The organism is Plantactinospora sp. B6F1, from assembly GCF_040120695.1.
Taxonomy (GTDB): Bacteria; Actinomycetota; Actinomycetes; order Mycobacteriales; family Micromonosporaceae; genus Plantactinospora.
In genome coordinates, this window is sequence record NZ_JBEEAC010000011.1 from 165570 (window position 1) to 181168 (window position 15599).

General features: G+C 71.1%; 15 protein-coding genes and 2 pseudogenes. 10 read left to right on the plus strand and 7 right to left on the minus strand.

Annotated features, from left to right (window positions below; genetic code table 11):
* Nucleotides 1–191 precede the first annotated feature (191 nt).
* The 3 genes and pseudogenes from ABNF97_RS16880 to ABNF97_RS16890 form a co-directional block, all read right to left on the minus strand.
* Nucleotides 192–806 (minus strand): annotated as a pseudogene (locus ABNF97_RS16880) (LAGLIDADG family homing endonuclease); the annotation flags it as partial.
* 171 nt (nt 807–977) lie between these two features.
* Nucleotides 978–1238, minus strand: a pseudogene (locus tag ABNF97_RS16885) (DNA gyrase subunit A); the annotation flags it as partial.
* Nucleotides 1239–1317: 79 nt separating this feature from the next.
* On the minus strand, nt 1318–3375 hold the full coding sequence (locus ABNF97_RS16890) for a toprim domain-containing protein (RefSeq protein WP_130463792.1): 2058 nt from the start codon (nt 3373–3375) through the stop codon (nt 1318–1320).
* 303 nt (nt 3376–3678) lie between these two features.
* On the opposite strand from ABNF97_RS16890, the gene ABNF97_RS16895 reads away from it, so the two are divergent.
* Nucleotides 3679–4620 (plus strand): nucleotidyltransferase domain-containing protein, encoded by a 942-nt coding sequence (locus tag ABNF97_RS16895; RefSeq protein WP_349339082.1) that lies wholly within the window; start codon nt 3679–3681, stop codon nt 4618–4620.
* 56 nt (nt 4621–4676) lie between these two features.
* Nucleotides 4677–5456 carry a nucleotidyltransferase domain-containing protein gene (locus tag ABNF97_RS16900; protein ID WP_349339105.1) on the plus strand — a complete coding sequence of 260 codons (780 nt, stop codon included), beginning with the start codon at nt 4677–4679 and terminating at the stop codon, nt 5454–5456.
* Between the two features lie 14 nt (nt 5457–5470).
* Here the strand turns inward: ABNF97_RS16900 and ABNF97_RS16905 are convergent, their stop codons facing one another.
* On the minus strand, nt 5471–6010 hold the full coding sequence (locus tag ABNF97_RS16905; RefSeq protein ID WP_349339083.1) for a GNAT family N-acetyltransferase: 540 nt from the start codon (nt 6008–6010) through the stop codon (nt 5471–5473).
* A gap of 68 nt (nt 6011–6078) precedes the next feature.
* Nucleotides 6079–7098, minus strand: coding sequence for an NAD-dependent epimerase/dehydratase family protein (locus ABNF97_RS16910; protein WP_130466133.1), 1020 nt, complete (start codon nt 7096–7098; stop codon nt 6079–6081).
* Nucleotides 7099–7421: 323 nt separating this feature from the next.
* Between ABNF97_RS16910 and ABNF97_RS16915 the strand changes: the two genes are divergently transcribed.
* The 8 genes from ABNF97_RS16915 to ABNF97_RS16950 all read left to right on the plus strand — a co-directional run bounded on the left by ABNF97_RS16915 (nt 7422) and on the right by ABNF97_RS16950 (nt 14434).
* Entirely contained in the window at nt 7422–8420 is a 999-nt protein-coding gene (locus tag ABNF97_RS16915) for a helix-turn-helix domain-containing protein (protein ID WP_349339084.1), read from the plus strand.
* Between the two features lie 296 nt (nt 8421–8716).
* Complete coding sequence (locus ABNF97_RS16920) at nt 8717–8926, plus strand: hypothetical protein (protein ID WP_349339085.1); 210 nt, start codon at nt 8717–8719, stop codon at nt 8924–8926.
* 34 nt (nt 8927–8960) lie between these two features.
* Nucleotides 8961–10349 carry a condensation domain-containing protein gene (locus ABNF97_RS16925; protein WP_349339086.1) on the plus strand — a complete coding sequence of 463 codons (1389 nt, stop codon included), beginning with the start codon at nt 8961–8963 and terminating at the stop codon, nt 10347–10349.
* A gap of 293 nt (nt 10350–10642) precedes the next feature.
* A complete protein-coding gene (locus tag ABNF97_RS16930; RefSeq protein ID WP_349339087.1) occupies nt 10643–11404 on the plus strand; it encodes an SDR family NAD(P)-dependent oxidoreductase in 762 nt (253 codons plus the stop codon).
* Between the two features lie 54 nt (nt 11405–11458).
* Nucleotides 11459–12169 (plus strand): FCD domain-containing protein, encoded by a 711-nt coding sequence (locus tag ABNF97_RS16935; protein ID WP_130463799.1) that lies wholly within the window; start codon nt 11459–11461, stop codon nt 12167–12169.
* Nucleotides 12170–12251: 82 nt separating this feature from the next.
* On the plus strand, nt 12252–13397 hold the full coding sequence (gene dgoD / locus ABNF97_RS16940; RefSeq protein WP_349339088.1) for a galactonate dehydratase: 1146 nt from the start codon (nt 12252–12254) through the stop codon (nt 13395–13397).
* A gap of 60 nt (nt 13398–13457) precedes the next feature.
* Entirely contained in the window at nt 13458–13592 is a 135-nt protein-coding gene (locus ABNF97_RS16945) for a hypothetical protein (RefSeq protein ID WP_349339089.1), read from the plus strand.
* Between the two features lie 353 nt (nt 13593–13945).
* Nucleotides 13946–14434, plus strand: coding sequence for a GNAT family N-acetyltransferase (locus ABNF97_RS16950; protein ID WP_486484960.1), 489 nt, complete (start codon nt 13946–13948; stop codon nt 14432–14434).
* Between the two features lie 48 nt (nt 14435–14482).
* Here ABNF97_RS16950 and ABNF97_RS16955 read toward each other — a convergent pair whose 3' ends face one another.
* Complete coding sequence (locus tag ABNF97_RS16955) at nt 14483–15241, minus strand: ABC transporter permease (RefSeq protein WP_349339091.1); 759 nt, start codon at nt 15239–15241, stop codon at nt 14483–14485.
* Complete coding sequence (locus ABNF97_RS34180; RefSeq protein ID WP_502930497.1) at nt 15241–15546, minus strand: ABC transporter permease; 306 nt, start codon at nt 15544–15546, stop codon at nt 15241–15243. The genes ABNF97_RS16955 and ABNF97_RS34180 overlap by 1 nt, the downstream gene beginning before the upstream one ends.
* Between the last annotated feature and the right edge of the window lie 53 nt (nt 15547–15599).

Here is a 15599-nt window from a genome sequence, read left to right on the forward strand (position 1 = left end):
GCTGCGGAGAACTCAGCCATGACAGCGCGGAGCGGCAGGCGGTCATTCCCCCGCTTCCCGCCGTATGCGTATGAAACGGCCGTAACGCGCCGCAGTTCTTCCTGCTTGTATCCGATTCGCACCCAGCGCAGCATCGCCGAAGCGAGCACTGCGGCGTCCCGCCCGGAGACGGACAGCCCGAAGAGGTACCTCTGCCGGCCCCGACCGCCCGACGACCAGTGCTGCCCATGCAGCCCAAAGTCGGCAAGCATCGAATAGACCTGCCGTATCAGCACCTCACTGGTGCTGACGAGAACGATCTCGCGATGACGCTTACGTACATATCCGTCGCCGTCGAACAGGCCCGCGAGGAACGGTATCCAGGCGAGGCGCCTGTCAAGCACGTCCGCTGGAACCCTCTTCTCGTTACTTAGCGGCATCGCGACGTCCAGCAGCCCCTCGTGCCGACTGAAGGTCAGGATGTGTTGATCGCGGTGGTTGGCTTTTTTTGCCTCGCGCTTACCACGCGAGGCGTTCAGTCCGTTCGCGATTGCCCAACCGTGAGCGGCGTCCAATGGCTCGACGTCACACATGTGCATCCGGACTCTGCCGTCGCCGGGCCGGGACCGGTCGACGGGAAACCCCTCGGCCACGACAAGGCCACGGACATAGTCGTAGAAGTCGCCACCCTCCGCCGCCAGGTGCTCGTGGCGACTCCTGCCGTACGCGACGGTCAGTCGGCCTGTCAGATCCCGGGCATCTGTCCACCTGGCGAACAGGTCATCCTCGTCGACCGTCCGAAATCGCTGCCCCGGCGTAACGAGCATCGAATGACCGTTGGTCCAGGTGACCCGTACCAAACCCGAGCCTGGATTCTCGTAGACCGCCGTCACCGGCACAGGCTGTCCCTGCCCGTCCAGGACATCGTCACCAACATCGATACTTTCGATCGGACGAAGGCCCGTCGGAGTGGATACCAGGGTGCCTCGGACGAAACAATCACCAATGACCCGGGCCGACTTCACGTGTGCCCGGTCGGGCCGGTGCCCCTGCTCGTTCATCGAGTAGAGAATCCGCCGGTGCACCGGCTTGAGCCCGTCCCGGGCGTCGGGCAGCGCACGGGAGTGGATCACCGAGAAGGCGTACTCCAGGTAGGAGTCCTCGACCTCGGTGGCCAGTGGGTTGTCGAGGACCCGGGCCCCCGCCTGGTCGAAGGCGGACAGGTCGACCTTGGGTCCCTTACCCGTACGGCGTGCCATGACGTACCGCGCTCTCTTCCCTCGCCCGGCCGGTGCCCCGGCCGCTGTCGATTCCGCGTGCCTGTCCGCGCCCGGCGGCTCAGGCGTCGATCGCCTCCTGGTCGACCCGGTTCGCCGAGTCGATCAGCCAGTTCTTCCGGGGCTCGACCTTCTCGCCCATCAGCAGTTCGAGAACCTGCTCGGCCGCCTCGGCGTCGTCCATGGTGATCCGCCGGACGATCCGGCTGGCCGGGTTCATCGTGGTGTCCCACAGCTCGTCGGCGTCCATCTCGCCGAGCCCCTTGAACCGGGGAATCGGCGTCACCACCTGCTTCCTCGCCTTCTCCAGCCGGGCCACCGTGGCGACCATCTCGGCCTGGGTGTAGGTGTAGTGGGTCTCCGGGTTCTTGCCCCTGGTGCCGATCTTGTGCAGCGGCGGCACGGCGGCGTAGAGCCGGCCCGCTTCGATCACCGGCCGCATGTACTTGGCGAAGAGCGTGATCAGCAGGGTACGGATGTGCGAACCGTCCACGTCCGCGTCCGCCATGATCAGGACGCGGCCGTACCGCAGCGAGGCCAGGTCGAAGGTACGCCCGGAACCCGCCCCGAGCACCTGGATGATCGCCGAGCACTCGGCGTTGTCCAGCACCTGCTGGAGGCTGGCCTTCTGCACGTTGAGGATCTTGCCCCGGATCGGCAGCAGCGCCTGGTATTCCGAGGAGCGGGCCATCCGGGCGGTGCCGAGCGCACTGTCCCCCTCGACGATGAACAGCTCGCTGCGCTCGACCCCGGTGGAGCGACAGTCGACCAGCTTCGGCGGCATCGCCGCGCCCTCCAGCGCGGTCTTGCGCCGGGCGGCGTCCTTCTGCTGCTTCTGGGTCAGCCGCACCCGGGCCGCGTCGACGATCTTCTGCAGCACCGTACGCGCCTCGGTCCGGGTCCGGCGGTCCTCCAGCCAGGCCCGGATGTGCTGCTCGACGACTGTCTGCACCACCCTGGTCACCGGGGCGGTGGAGAGCTCGTCCTTGGTCTGCGAGGTGAACTGCGGCTCCGGGATCCGGACGTGCACGACGGCGGTGAGGCCCTCGAGGATGTCGTCCAGGACCGGCGCGTCCTCCTTCGCCTTGAGCAGGCCGCGTGCGTTGCGGACCGCGTCGACCAGCGCCCGGGTGGCGCCCCGCTCGAAGCCCCGGCGGTGGGTGCCGCCGTGCACGTTCCGAATGGTGTTGGTGAAGCACTCGACGGTCCGCTCGTAGCCGGTGCCCCAGCGGAACGCCACCTCGACCTCGGCCCGGCGCTCGACGTTGCTGCGCATCACCCCGTTGGCGTCGGCGGCGTTCTCCCGGTAGGTGCCCTCACCGGTGATCAGCAGGGTGCCGGAGACCGGCTTCTCGGCGGCCGGAGCCAGGTAGTCGACCATGTCGGCCAAGCCGTTCGGGAAGTGGAACGTCTCGGCGCTGATCGCCCCGCCGGTGGCGTCCCGCAGCACGTAGGTCACGCCCGGCACCAGGAACGCGGTGTGCCGCAGCTTGGTGCGGACCGCCTCGACGTCGAGGGCGGCACCGCTCTCGAAGTAGCGCCCGTCGTGCCAGTAACGGATCGAGGTGCCGGTCCGCTCGCCCCGCTTCATCTTGCCCAGCAGGCGCAGCCCGGGGTGGGCGGCGAAGGACGCGCCGGCACCGGGACCGTCGAACATTCCCGGCACACCGTGCTGGAACGACATCTGGTGGATCTTGCCGTCCCGGCGCACCGTCACGTCGAACCGCCGGGAGAGGGCGTTGACCGCCGAGGCGCCCACCCCGTGCAGGCCGCCGGAGGTCTTGTAGCCGGAGTTGCCGAACTTGCCGCCCGCGTGCAGCCGGGTCAGCACCAGTTCGACCCCGGAAAGCCCGGACTTGGCGTGCACGTCTGTCGGGATTCCCCGGCCGTCGTCGTCGACCTGCACCGAGCCGTCGGCGTGCAGGGTGACCTCCACCCGGGTCGCGTGGCCGGCGACGCCCTCGTCGGTGGAGTTGTCCACGATCTCGTTGAACAGGTGACCCACGCCACGGCTGTCGGTCGACCCGATGTACATGCCGGGCCGCTTCCGGACCGCGTCCAGACCCTCGAGGTGGGTCAGGTCGTCGGCCCCGTACAGGATCTCAGGCTGTGCAGTCAACGGGGTGAACTCCCAGAGTTGCCGGTCGTGCGCCGCTGGTCGGCGGGGCTGGGCGCCGGGGCGGGCCCCACGCCGGTAGCGAGCGTACCCACTGGGCCGGTCGGAGGCCGGCAGCGTCCGGCCCTGCCGGGCCGCGTGGCGAGGAACATCACCCGATTGTCGCCGCCGGGTACGACAGACCGGATCCGGGGCCCACCGCCCCCGGCCCGGCTGGGGCGGTCGGTGCCGGCGTGCACCGCGGTGCGGGCGGAACCTGCGGGCCGCCGGGCCGGGCCACCCTGGCGGTACGGAAGGATGTCCCTCATGTCCACGCGACCGACGGCCCCCCGGTTACCCGACGGGACCCAGGTGGTGCTGCGGGAGAGCGCCACCGACCTGGCGGGAACCCGGGTGCAGCGCGGCGCCACCGGCCGGGTGCTCGGCTACGACCCGGCCCGCGACGACTACCTGGTCCAGCTCAGCGACGGGCGGCGGCTGCACTGCCCGCGCGGGCGGCTCGCGCTGCGCAGGGCGTACCAGCAGAACCTGGCGGTCGAGGCGGGGACGGCGGCCGTCGACGGCCCCGGCCTGGTCGCCCGGCACACCATCTACGCCGCCGTGGTCGGCTCCCGCGCCTTCGGCCTGGCCACCGAGGAGTCCGACACTGACGTCCGGGGCGTCTACGCCGCGCCGTCGGCCGCCTTCTGGTCGCTGACCAAGCCGCCGAGCCACCTGGACGGGCCCGGGCCGGAGCGGTTCTCCTGGGAGGTGGAGCGCTTCTGCGAGCTGGCCCTGAAGGCGAACCCCAACCTGCTGGAGGTGCTGCACTCCCGCACGGTGCTCACCGTCACCCCGGTCGGCGCGGAACTCCTCGAACTGCGCCCGGCGTTCCTGTCCCAGCTCACCTACCAGACCTATTCCGGATATGTGCTCAGCCAGTTCAAGAAGCTGGAGGCGGACCTGCGGCAGCGGGGCGAGCCCCGATGGAAACACGTCATGCACCTGCTCCGGCTGCTGATCGCCGCCGGTGACCTGCTCCGGCACGGCCGGCTGGACCTCGACGTGGGGCCGCACCGCGAACGGCTGCTGGCGGTACGCCGGGGCGAGATCCCGTGGTCCGAGGTGGAGCGCTGGCGGCTGGTCCTGCACGCCGACCTGGACGACGCCCTGACGCACACCCCGCTGCCGGCGATGCCCGACACGGCCCGGGTCGACGCCTGGCTCTACTCGGTACGCGCCCGCAGCGCCCGGGAGGCACTCCGTTGACCCGCTCCGAACCTCTCGGTAACGCCGGCGCAACGCGGAGCGCCCGGGTAGCCGACCTGACCCGGTTGGAGCCGGCCAGCCTGCGCGACGTCGTGGCCGACCAGCCCTATCCGCTGCTCTTCGCCACCGTCTCCGGGGCCCACCTCTACGGCTTCCCGTCCCGGGATTCCGACGTCGACCTGCGCGGTGCCCACCTGCTACCAGCCGCCGAAGTGGTCGGACTACGTCACGGGCCGTCCACCGTGGACCGGAGCTGGACCCGGGACGGTGTCGAGATTGACCTGGTCACCCACGACGCGGCGAAGTTCGGCCACCTGCTGCTGCGGCGCAACGGGTACGTCCTGGAACAGCTCCTCTCCCCGCTCGTCGTGGTCACCGGGGACGCGCACGCCGAACTGGTGGCGCTGGCGCCGGCCTGCCTCACCCGGCACCACGCACACCACTATCGGGGCTTCGCGCACACCCAACGCCGGCTCTTCGACGTCACCGGAGAGCTGAAGCCGCTGCTCTACACCTTCCGGACGCTGCTCACCGGCATCCACCTGATGCGGACAGGCAGGCTGGTGGCCCACCTGCCGACCCTGGCGACGGAGCTGGCCGAGGCGCCGGGCTACCTCGGCACACTGATTGCGGCCAAGGCGGCCGCCGAGCACGATCTGCTCACCGGGGTCACCGACGCGCCCGCAGCCGATCGGCTGGACACCGACATCACGGCGCTGCACGCCGCGCTGGACGAGGCGCAGCAGGAGTCCCGGCTGCCCGAGCGGCCGACCGCGGAACCTGCCCTGCACGACCTGCTGGTCCGGATCCGGCTGGCCACCGTGCCCCGCGGCTAGGGCCGGTGGCGGAGTCACCGGCGCGTGACGGCCGGCGGATCGGGGTTGGCGAGGTCGATGCGCCAGTTGTTGCTGTGCATCAGGGAGCCGCTGCCCGGCGGGTACTCGAAGTTGCAGGGGCCGAGGAGAGTGAAGCCAAGGCGGCGGCAGAGTGCGTTGGAGGCCACGTTCTCGATTGAGGGGAAAGCGTGCAGGCTGTGGGGCGCGTCGGACTGACGGGCAGCCTCCCGGACAGTCGTGATCAGGGCCGTGCCGGCCGCGGTGGCGATGCCTCGGCCCTGGTAGGACGGAAGGACGTTCCAGCCGGTCTCGTAGATCTGCTCGCCCTGCCACTCACGCCGGTGGTAGGCGATGCTGCCGACCATCTCGTCGCCGAGCAGTACGGCGAACATGCAGCCGCGGCCGGTTGCCGGCATGGCAAGGTATCGCCGGTGCCGGGCAAGCAGTTGTTCCTCCGGCTCGGGACCGCCGACGTGTCGACGCATCTGGGGTGTGTTGATCCGGCGCAGGAGATCGAGCGCGGCTTCCGACCAAGGCTCAAGACGAACGTCCATGCCGCGCAGCCTGGCAGGCGCCGGGAGCACCGAGCACCTCATTTCCCCGAGCCCCCGGGGCTCCGCGGTTAGTCCTCCGAGCCGGCTGGGACCAGGTCGCGGATCCGGTACCGCGCGACCAGGCGGTCGTACAGCGCGTCGAGGCGGGCGTCGACCCGCTGTCGGGTCGGGTCGGCGTCGTGCCAGTCGACGATTTCCCGGGCGCCCTGTGCGAACGGAACGGTCGCCACGAAGTCCGGCACCAGCCGGCGCAGCTTGCTGTTGTCGAAGACCATCGAGTGCGTCTTGTCGCCGAGCAACGCGGCACCCCACTCCGGATCCGCCGCCGCGATCGCGTCCGACGGCACGTGCACGATCCGGGCCCGTACCCCGGCCGCCGCCGCCAGCGCATCGGCGATCTGGTTCCAGCTGAGTACCTCGTCGGAGGTGATGTGGAAGGCGTCCCCGATCGCGGCGGGATGCCCGAGCAACGGCACGAAGCCCCGGGCGAAATCCGCATGGTGGGTGAGTGTCCACAGTGACGTGCCGTCGCCGTGTACGACGATCTCCCTGCCCCGACGCATCCGGTCGACCACCGTCCAGCCGCCGTCGAACGGCACCAGCGTCCGATCGTAGGTGTGCGACGGGCGCACGATCGTGGCCGGGAACCCATCCTCGCGGTACGCCCGGACGAGCAGGTCCTCGCAGGCGATCTTGTCCCGCGAATACCGCCAGTACGGGTTGCGCAGCGGAGTCGACTCCACGATCGGCAGCCGGGCCGGCGGGGTCTGGTAGGCCGACGCGGAGCTGATGAAGACGTACTGGCCGGTCCGGTCCCGGAACAGCTCCATGCTGGTCCGCACCTGTGCCGCGGTGAAGGCGATCCAGTCGACCACCGCGTCGAACTCCCGGGTGCCCAGCGCGGCCCGGACCGAGTCCGGGTCGCGGATGTCGGCCCGGAGCACGGTGACCCCGGCCGGCAGTGGTCGTCGGGTGGTGGTCCCCCGGTTGAGCACCGTGAGCTCGATCCCTCGCTCGACGGCGAGCCGGGTGGAGGCGGAGCTGATGATCCCGCTGCCGCCGACGAAGAGAACCCTGCGGGCGCTGATGCCGTCACCTCCTGTGCTCGTCGCCGACCTCTCCGGAGCCCCACCTCTTTCCGGGGCCCGGCTCTCCCTGGACCTCGCCGTGCTGGCCGCCTTCGGGAGTCGGCGATCCCCCGACCCCGGAAGGCTGTCAGTATGGCCGCTCGCCGGTGCGGGCCACAACGGCGCGGGGAGTCGCGGCACGGCAAGGCGGGGCGGTGGCTGCGCGCTAACATGTCGCCGATCGCCGATCGGTGCTGTGTCGAGGCTCCGGTCCGCATCCGTTCCGCACCGGTCGCCCGTCCGGCCGGTGACCGCATGGGACCGTCCGCCGGAGGTAACTTCCGATGCCCGATGGCACCGACGACGTCAACCCCGACGTTGCCGAGACGCCGGCCGACCTCGTCGGACTGCTCCGACAGCTGCGCGACCGGTCAGGGTTGAGCTTCCGGCGGATCGAGCGGTTGGCCCGGTCCGCCGGTGACAACCTGCCGGCGAGCACCGTCGCCACCATGCTGGGCCGCAACACCCTGCCGCGCGAGGAGTTGGTCCGGGCGTTGACCCGGGCCTGCGGCGAGAGCCCGGAGTCCGTGGACCGGTGGCTGGCGGCACGTCGGCGTCTCGTGGACGCCGCCGCGGCGCCACCGGCGGTCGAGCCGGAGCCGGCCGGGCCGCCCGACCGGCGACCCCGGCTCGGCCCGCTGCTGCTGGCCGCCACGACCGGTGCGGTGGTCGCGATCGTCGCCGTCCTCGCCGGATGGTGGCTGTCCCGAGCGGCCGACCGGGAGGCTACCGCCCGGCCCGATCCGACCGTGACCGAGCGATCCGTTCCGGCCGGCAGTGCCGATCCGGGTACCCAGATGGCCGGCGGGCAGGGCCCGACCCGGATCCGGGTGGCGCAATCCGGGCTCTGCCTCTCGGAACGGGTCGATCGCGACAGCGGACAGATCTTCCAGGCGAGCTGCGCCGAGGCGTTCCCGGCACGGAGCCTGGGTGCCCCGATTGCCGCCACCGACGGCACCCGCTATCTGATCCGGACCAACCACCCGAAGTTCGGGCCCGGTTGCATGGGCATCCGGGAGGGCAGCCGAGAGGTGGGCGCCCGGGTCGAGGACGACTACTGCGGCCAGGACGGGGCCGGGGAGCAGTTCCACCTGGACCCGGTCGAGACGCCCCGGCCGGGTTTCCGGCTCCGGCTGGTACACAGCGGACTCTGCGTCACGGTCGACGACGTGCGGACCGAGTGGGCCGAGCTGCTCCAGTTGCCATGCGATCCGAAGCACGTCGGTCAGGTCTTCCTGGTCGAACCGGCACCGCCGGAGATCCGGCCCGCACCGCTGCGCTGACTCCCTCCTGCGACGTCAAGCCGGTCAGACCGCGGACCGGCGGGCGCGGCGTCCACCGAAGCCCGACCTACCCGTTCAAACCCATTCGGCACTGGTCCGAACAGCTCCGAACGGCGTCAGACCTGGTGCCTCCGGCCGCACCGTCCTTTGCTAGGTGATGCGGACGGGGCGCGATCGGGGCGACGGCGCCTGGGCGGGCCCTCCGGCCGCACACCGCGGGTCCGCGTCGGCGCCGGTCTGCGCGGTGGCACGCTCCGACGCCCACCCGCGATGTCGCCCACCCGAGGAGGTACCGGATGACGTCGATCCTGCTCACCGGCGCGTCCGGGGTGGTCGGTGCCGCGCTGCCGCACCGGCTCGCCGGGCACCGGGTCGCCGCCTCGACCACGTTCGCGGCCCGACTCGATCTGGCCTCCGTCGGCCACCAGGCGCGGACCGAGTGCCTGATTTCCGCAGCACAGATCCCGCAGCGAGGGGTCCCGACGATGGGAAGCCGATGGTGTTGACGGCGGGTCCGGCATGACCTCGCGGAACGTAGTGGTGGCTCCACCGAGCGAACGCGACGGTGCCGCCACCCAGGCCCCGATGTCGTACCCGCAGCAGCTGCTGGCCGCGTTCGCCATGCGCGGGGGCGGCAGCGTGTTCGGCCCGAGCTCCGTCAACTGGTGCGCACACCGGCTCACCGGACCGGTCGACGTCGACGTGCTGCGCCAGGCGCTCGACGACGTGGTGCGGCGGCAGGGCGCGCTGCGTACCGTCGTGGTGCGCGAGGAGGGCTTTCCGTTCCAGCGGGTACGCCCGCCCGCTGGCGTACCGCTCACGGTCCTCGACCGGAACGGGATCGACCCGCAGGACCGGGACGCGGAGGTGGCCCGGATCACCGCCAAGGCCCTGGCCGACGGGCAGCCCAGCGACCGGGTGCCGCTGCTCTCGGCGTACCTGGTCCGGTTCGGGTACGACGCCTCGGCGCTGGTGCTGGTGATCCACCGTACCGCGGCCGACGGCTGGACGATGCAGCTCGCCATCCGTGACGTGATGGCCGGGTACGAGCGCCGGCTGCGCGGCGAGCCCCCGGACCGCACACCGCTGCCGCAGTACGTCGAGTGCGCGCTCGCCGACCGCTCCGCCGAGCGGGAGAAGCAGATCCGGGCGGCGCTGCCGTACTGGGAACGGACCCTCGGCGATCTGCCGGTGGTAGGCATCCCGGCGGACCACCCCCGCCCGGTCGACGGCACCGGCGGGGTACGCGCCCTGCACACCTTCGAGCTGCCAGACCGGATGGTGCAGGAGGTACGCCGGGCCGCCCGTACCGCCCGGACCTCCTTCTTCACCCTGCTGCTCACCGCGTACGCGCTCAGCCTCACCGCGCGGACCGGCGGCAGCGAGATCGCCATTCCGGTGCTCGGGGCGGGTCGGGGCCGGCAGCAGTGGGACACCGCCGGGTTCTTCGTCAACGGCCACGTGCTCCGGCTCGGGATGCCGGCCGAGCAGACCCTCGCGACGGTGGTCGCCCGGGTGCACCGGGCGGGAATCGCCGCGCAGACCAACGACGTACCCCTGATCCGGGTGCTGGGGGCGCTGCCGAACATCGCCGCCTCGGCCTTCGACAGCAGCGTCGTGGTACCGACACCGATCCAGCTCTGCCAGCCGATCCCGGAGTTCGCCGACGACCGCGCGACCGTGCGCTACCAGCGGATGGTGCTGCCGCCGGAGGTGGTCGCGGAGCAGCCGGTGATGCCGGTGGACTTCCTCTGGACGATGGAGCCGTACACCTCGTTCGTGGTCCGGGTGATGTACAACCCCCGGATGTTCACGGCGCACGGCGTCGCCCGGCTGGCCGACGACTTCGAGCGGGCTCTCGGGTTGCTGGTCACCACACCGCAGATCAGCGTCCGGGCCGCCCGGGTCGCGATGGAGACGGCACGGTGACCGCGACGTCTCCCGGGACGCGACGGGGACGGCGCCGGAGTACGTGCCGCCACGCACCGACCTGGACCGGCAGCTGATCCAGATCTTGAGCGCCGGGCTGGGCGTCCCGCCGAGCGGGGCACCCTGCTCGTCCCTCCCCTCATCGAGCCGGTGGCGGATCCCGGGTGTATCCCTCGGGTAGGTCCCGGGTGTATCAACTCAGCTGAACGGGTCGATCCAGAAGGTTGCACCCGGGGATCGCGGCTGCCAAGATTTCTTCGTAATTAATGTTTTCATCGGCGGGACGGTGCCGGATGGCGAGTCAGCGAACGGGCCGACTGGACGGCAAGGTTGCCCTGGTCACCGGGGCCTACGGCGGCATCGGCGCGGCCACTGCCCGGCGGCTTGCCGACGAGGGCGCGACGATCGGACTGGTCGACGTACGGTCGGCGGACCAGGTCGCCGAGGAGATCGTCGAGGCCGGTGGCCGGGCCCACCCGATCGTCGCCGACGTCTCCGACGAGACCGACTGGGCCGGCGCGGTAACCACACTCCATGATCGGTACGGCCCGGTGGACATCCTGGTCAGCAACGCCTACTTCAGCGAGGTCGCCCCGGCCCACGAGACCAGCCGGCAGTCCTGGGACCGGCAGCTCGCGGTGAGCCTCACCGGGACCTTCCTCGGCCTCAAGGCCTGCCTGGCCGACCTGCGCGCCGGCGGTGGCGCGGCCGTCCTGGTCTCCTCCGTGCACGCGATGGTCGGGCTGCCCGGGCACCCCGCCTACGCCGCCGCCAAGGGCGGTCTGGTCGCGCTCGGCCGCCAGCTCGCCGTCGAGTACGGCCCCGAGGTGCGGGTCAACACCGTCCTGCCCGGCCCGATCCTCACCGCCGCCTGGGACAGGGTGTCCGAGGTGGACCGGCAGCGCAGCGTCGCGGAGACCGTGGCCGGTCGGTTCGGCACCCCGGAGGAGGTGGCGGCGGCCATCGCCTTTCTCGCCTCGCCGGACGCCGGCTACGTCACCGGTACCACCCTGGTGGTGGATGGCGGTTGGAGCGCGGTGAAAGCCTCCGCCTGACCCAGAGCACCGTCGAACCAACGAGGTCGAACCAAAGAGAAGGCACGGGAAGCATTGGCACACTTCGCACGCCGCGGCGTTCACGGTCAGACCGTCGACGTCCTCGCCCGGCGCATCCTCGCCGGGGAGATCCCCGAGGGTGCCACCCTGAACCTGGCCGCGCTGCAGCAGGAGCTCGACGTCAGCCTCACCGCGTTGCGCGAGGCGCTGAAGGTCCTCACCGCAAAGGGCATCGTGGACGCCCGGCAGAAGCGGGGCACGTTCGTGCGCCCCCGGGCGGACTGGCACCTGCTCGACGGTGACATGATCCGCTGGCGGTTCGCCGAGGGCGCCGGCCAGCACCTCCTCGACCAGCTGCACGAGGTCCGTACCATCGTCGAGCCGGCCGCCGCGCGGCTCGCCGCCACCCGCGCCACCGGAGCCGACCTGGCCGCCCTCGACGAGGCGCTGGCCGAGATGTCCGCCGCCACCGACCCGGTCACCGCCGTCCGCGCCGACCTGGCCTTCCACCGTGCACTGCTGGCCGCCACCCACAACGAGCTGCTGCAGCGCATGGAGGTGGTGATGGAGACCGGACTCGCCGAACGGGACCGCCTGGTGCACGGCGGGGCACCCGACGACGATCCCGTACCCAGCCACCGTGCGGTGGTGGAGGCGATCCGGCGAACCGACGCGACCGGCGCCGAGCAGGCCATGCGCGACCTGCTGGAGAAGGCCATCCGGGACGTCCAGAAGCTACGCCGGCACCCGGACGAGCGCGGGTGAGCGCCACCGGTTCCGGCGCGCGGGCACCGGCCGGGCCGCTCGCGGGTGGCGTACCGGCCGAGCCATCACAGGGAGGCGTCCAGTGAAGATCGTCCGAATCGAGACCTTCCTTGTCCCGCCCCGGTGGCTCTTCTGCCGGGTGGAGACCGACGAAGGGCTGGTCGGCTGGGGTGAGCCGGTGGTGGAGGGGCGGGCCGAGGTGGTCCGCGCCGCCGTCGAGGTGCTCTCCGAGTATCTGCTCGGCGAGGATCCGCTGCGGATCGAACAGCACTGGCAGATCCTCACCAAGGGCGGTTTCTACCGGGGCGGCCCCGTGCTCTCCAGTGCCGTCGCCGGCCTCGACCAGGCACTCTGGGACATCGCCGGCCAGGCGTACGGGGCCCCGGTGCATGCGCTGCTCGGCGGGCCGGTCCGGGAGCGGGTCCGGATCTACTCCTGGATCGGTGGCGACGAGCCAGCCGAACTCGCCGACGCCGCCGCCGCGCAGATCGAGGCCGGCATGACAGCGATCAAGATGAACGCCTCCGGCGTACTCGCCGCCATTCCCAGTGCCGCCGAGGTGGCCGCCATGCTGCGCCGGGTCGCCGCCGCCCGGGAGGTGCTCGGCGACGACCGGGACATCGCGCTGGACCTGCACGGCCGGGCGAGCCCGGCGGCGGCCCGCCGCATCCTGCCGGAACTCGCACCGCTGCGGCCGCTCTTCGTGGAGGAACCGGTGCTGCCCGAGCACCACCACCTGCTCGGCGATCTCGTCGCCGCCTCGCCGGTGCCGATCGCGACCGGCGAGCGACTCTTCGCCCGGCACGAGTTCCTCGGCCCGCTGCGCGCGGGCGTCGCGGTGGTGCAGCCCGACCTCTCACACGCCGGGGGCATCTCCGAGGTACGCCGGATCGCCACAATGGCCGAGACGTACGGCGCGGTGCTGGCCCCGCACTGCCCACTCGGGCCGATCTCGCTCGCCGCCAGCCTCCAGGTCGCCTTCGCGACGCCGAACTTCCTGATCCAGGAGCAGAGCATCGGCATCCACTACCACTCCGGCTCGGAACTGCTCGACTACGTGCTGGACCGGGAGCCGTTCCGGTTCGTCGACGGTCACCTGCGCCGGCCGGAGGCTCCCGGACTCGGCATCACCGTCGACGAGCGGGCCGTGCGCGCCGCCGACCGGCACGGGCACGCCTGGCGCAATCCGGTCTGGCGACACGACGACGGCACCTTCGCCGAGTGGTGAGCGGGTGAGCGGGTGAGCGAAGTGGTGAACGGGTGCGCGGAGCGGTGAACGGCTGAGCGGGTGAGCGAGGCGGTGAGTTGGCCGGACGGTCCGGCGCCGGTCACCGTACCGCTGCGGGTCGCCGGCGACCACCGGCACGGCGGCCGGTGGACCAGCCCGGCCCGCGGCGGGCGCGGTGGTGGCCCTACCGGCTGACGGCCGAGCCGGAACACCGGTTCGCTGGGCGGCACACGCCCTGCTCGACCTGTCACCGGCGGTTACCGGCGCCCCGGCTTGGTCTGGAACCAGAGGATCACGACCGCGACGAAGAGGAGCAGAACGAAGAACAAACACGGGCACAGCAGCAACCACACCATTCCTTCCACGGCGCGCACTCTAACGCGATCTTCCCCCACGAGGCGCCGTCATGATGGTATGGGAGATCTTTCATGTGGTACGCCCCGGTGCTGTACGCGCATGGGCGGCAACGCCGGGCGAACACGTCTCCGCCCTCTCCTGAAACGGCACAATGGCGTCGTATTGGCGGTATCCTATGGGTTGTGACCGATATACGAGAGCCCCGCGAGGGTATCGCGGCGGCGCGCGTCCGCTTGGCGAATGTCGATGACGCGGGCGAGATCCTGACACTGCAGCGAGCGGCGTACCTGGCGGAGGCGCAGACCTATCAGGATCCCTTCCTCCCGCCGTTGGTCGAGTCGTTGGCCGAGTTGGCTGCTGTGGTCGCCGCCAAGGCAGTGCTCGTGGCAACCCGCATGCAGCGCATCGTCGGGGCGGTGCGACTGACGGTCGAGCGGGAGACCGGACATATCGGTCGCTTGATCGTCGCGCCGGACGTCCAGGGCAGAGGGATCGGCACGATGCTGCTTCGGGCCGCGGAGCAGGCCGCGCCGCCGGGGGTGGCCAGGTTCGAGCTCTTCACCGGCGCCGCGAGCACCCGCAACCTCGCACTGTACGAGCATCTTGGCTACGCCGCGTTTGCCAGGCGCAGGGTCAGCGAGTCGGTTGAGCTGGTCTATCTGGAGAAGGCCCGGTCATAGCAGCGGACGCTGACCGTCGGGCACTCGCACCAGGAGAGTGCTCCGACGTCAGCGGAGAAGCAGCGAGGCCAACCGGCGCGACGCGATCCACAGCCCGGCGGCCGTGAGCAACACCAGCACCGCGGTGTGGCCGGCATCCGCGAGCCGTATCGTGCCGGCCATCGACGACCGCATGAGGGCGACCGCGTGGTAGAGCGGTGAGAGCTGGACCAGGCTGCTCGCGGAGCCGTATGCGGACACCGGGAAGAAGGTGGCAGAGAACAGGAACAGCGTCGTGGTGACGGTCGGCAGCCACTCGAACGCCGAGAAGCTGCGGAGAAAGGTCGTGAAAGCCATGCCCAGAGACGCGAACATCAGTGCCGTCAGCGCCCCGACCGGGATGGCCATGAGACCCCATGCCGAGGGAACCGCGCCGAAAGCGGCCAGTACGACAAGGAAGAGGACGGCATTGAGGGTGCCGCGCAGGGCACCCGCGCTCACCTCGCCGACCACGACGTCGGTCGGGGACATGGGCGCGCTCAGGATGGAATCGTACGTGCGGCTGAAGCGCAGCCGCCACAGGACGTCGATGGTCGTGTCGAAGACCGCGCCACTCATGGCCGTCGCCGCCAGCAGTCCCGGACCGACGAAGTCGATGTAGGGCATCACCTGCCCGTCCACGCTGATGTCGCCGACGAACTGCCCAATCCCGACAGCGGCGGCGGCGAGGTACAACAGCGGCTCGGTGGCGCCGCTGACGACAATCGGCCAGGCGTGACGGACCCACAAGCCCTTGCGCTCTAGCAGGTGCAGAGCTTGGACGCCCATCACGCTTCCAATCGCCGTCTGAACGTTTGCGCGCTGGCGAGGATGCCGGCCCCAACCCACGCCGACAGGTACGCCAGGTGTCCAGCAGTCGCCCAGCCACCCAGCGTGGAGAGCACCGCGCCCCGGCACAGCTCGATACCGTGCCACAGCGGCGTGGCCTGAACCACCGCGGCGACCCAGACGGGAAGACCGTCAACCGGAAACAGCGCGCCGCCGAAGAGCAGCAATGGAGTGACGACGAACCGTTGGATGAGCGGGAAGCTGTCCTGGCCGCGGCGGGTGGCCGCGAATGCGACCATCGGCATGCCGAGCGCCAAGGCGGACGTGGCGGCGAAGACGACCGCGAGTACCAGCCCGG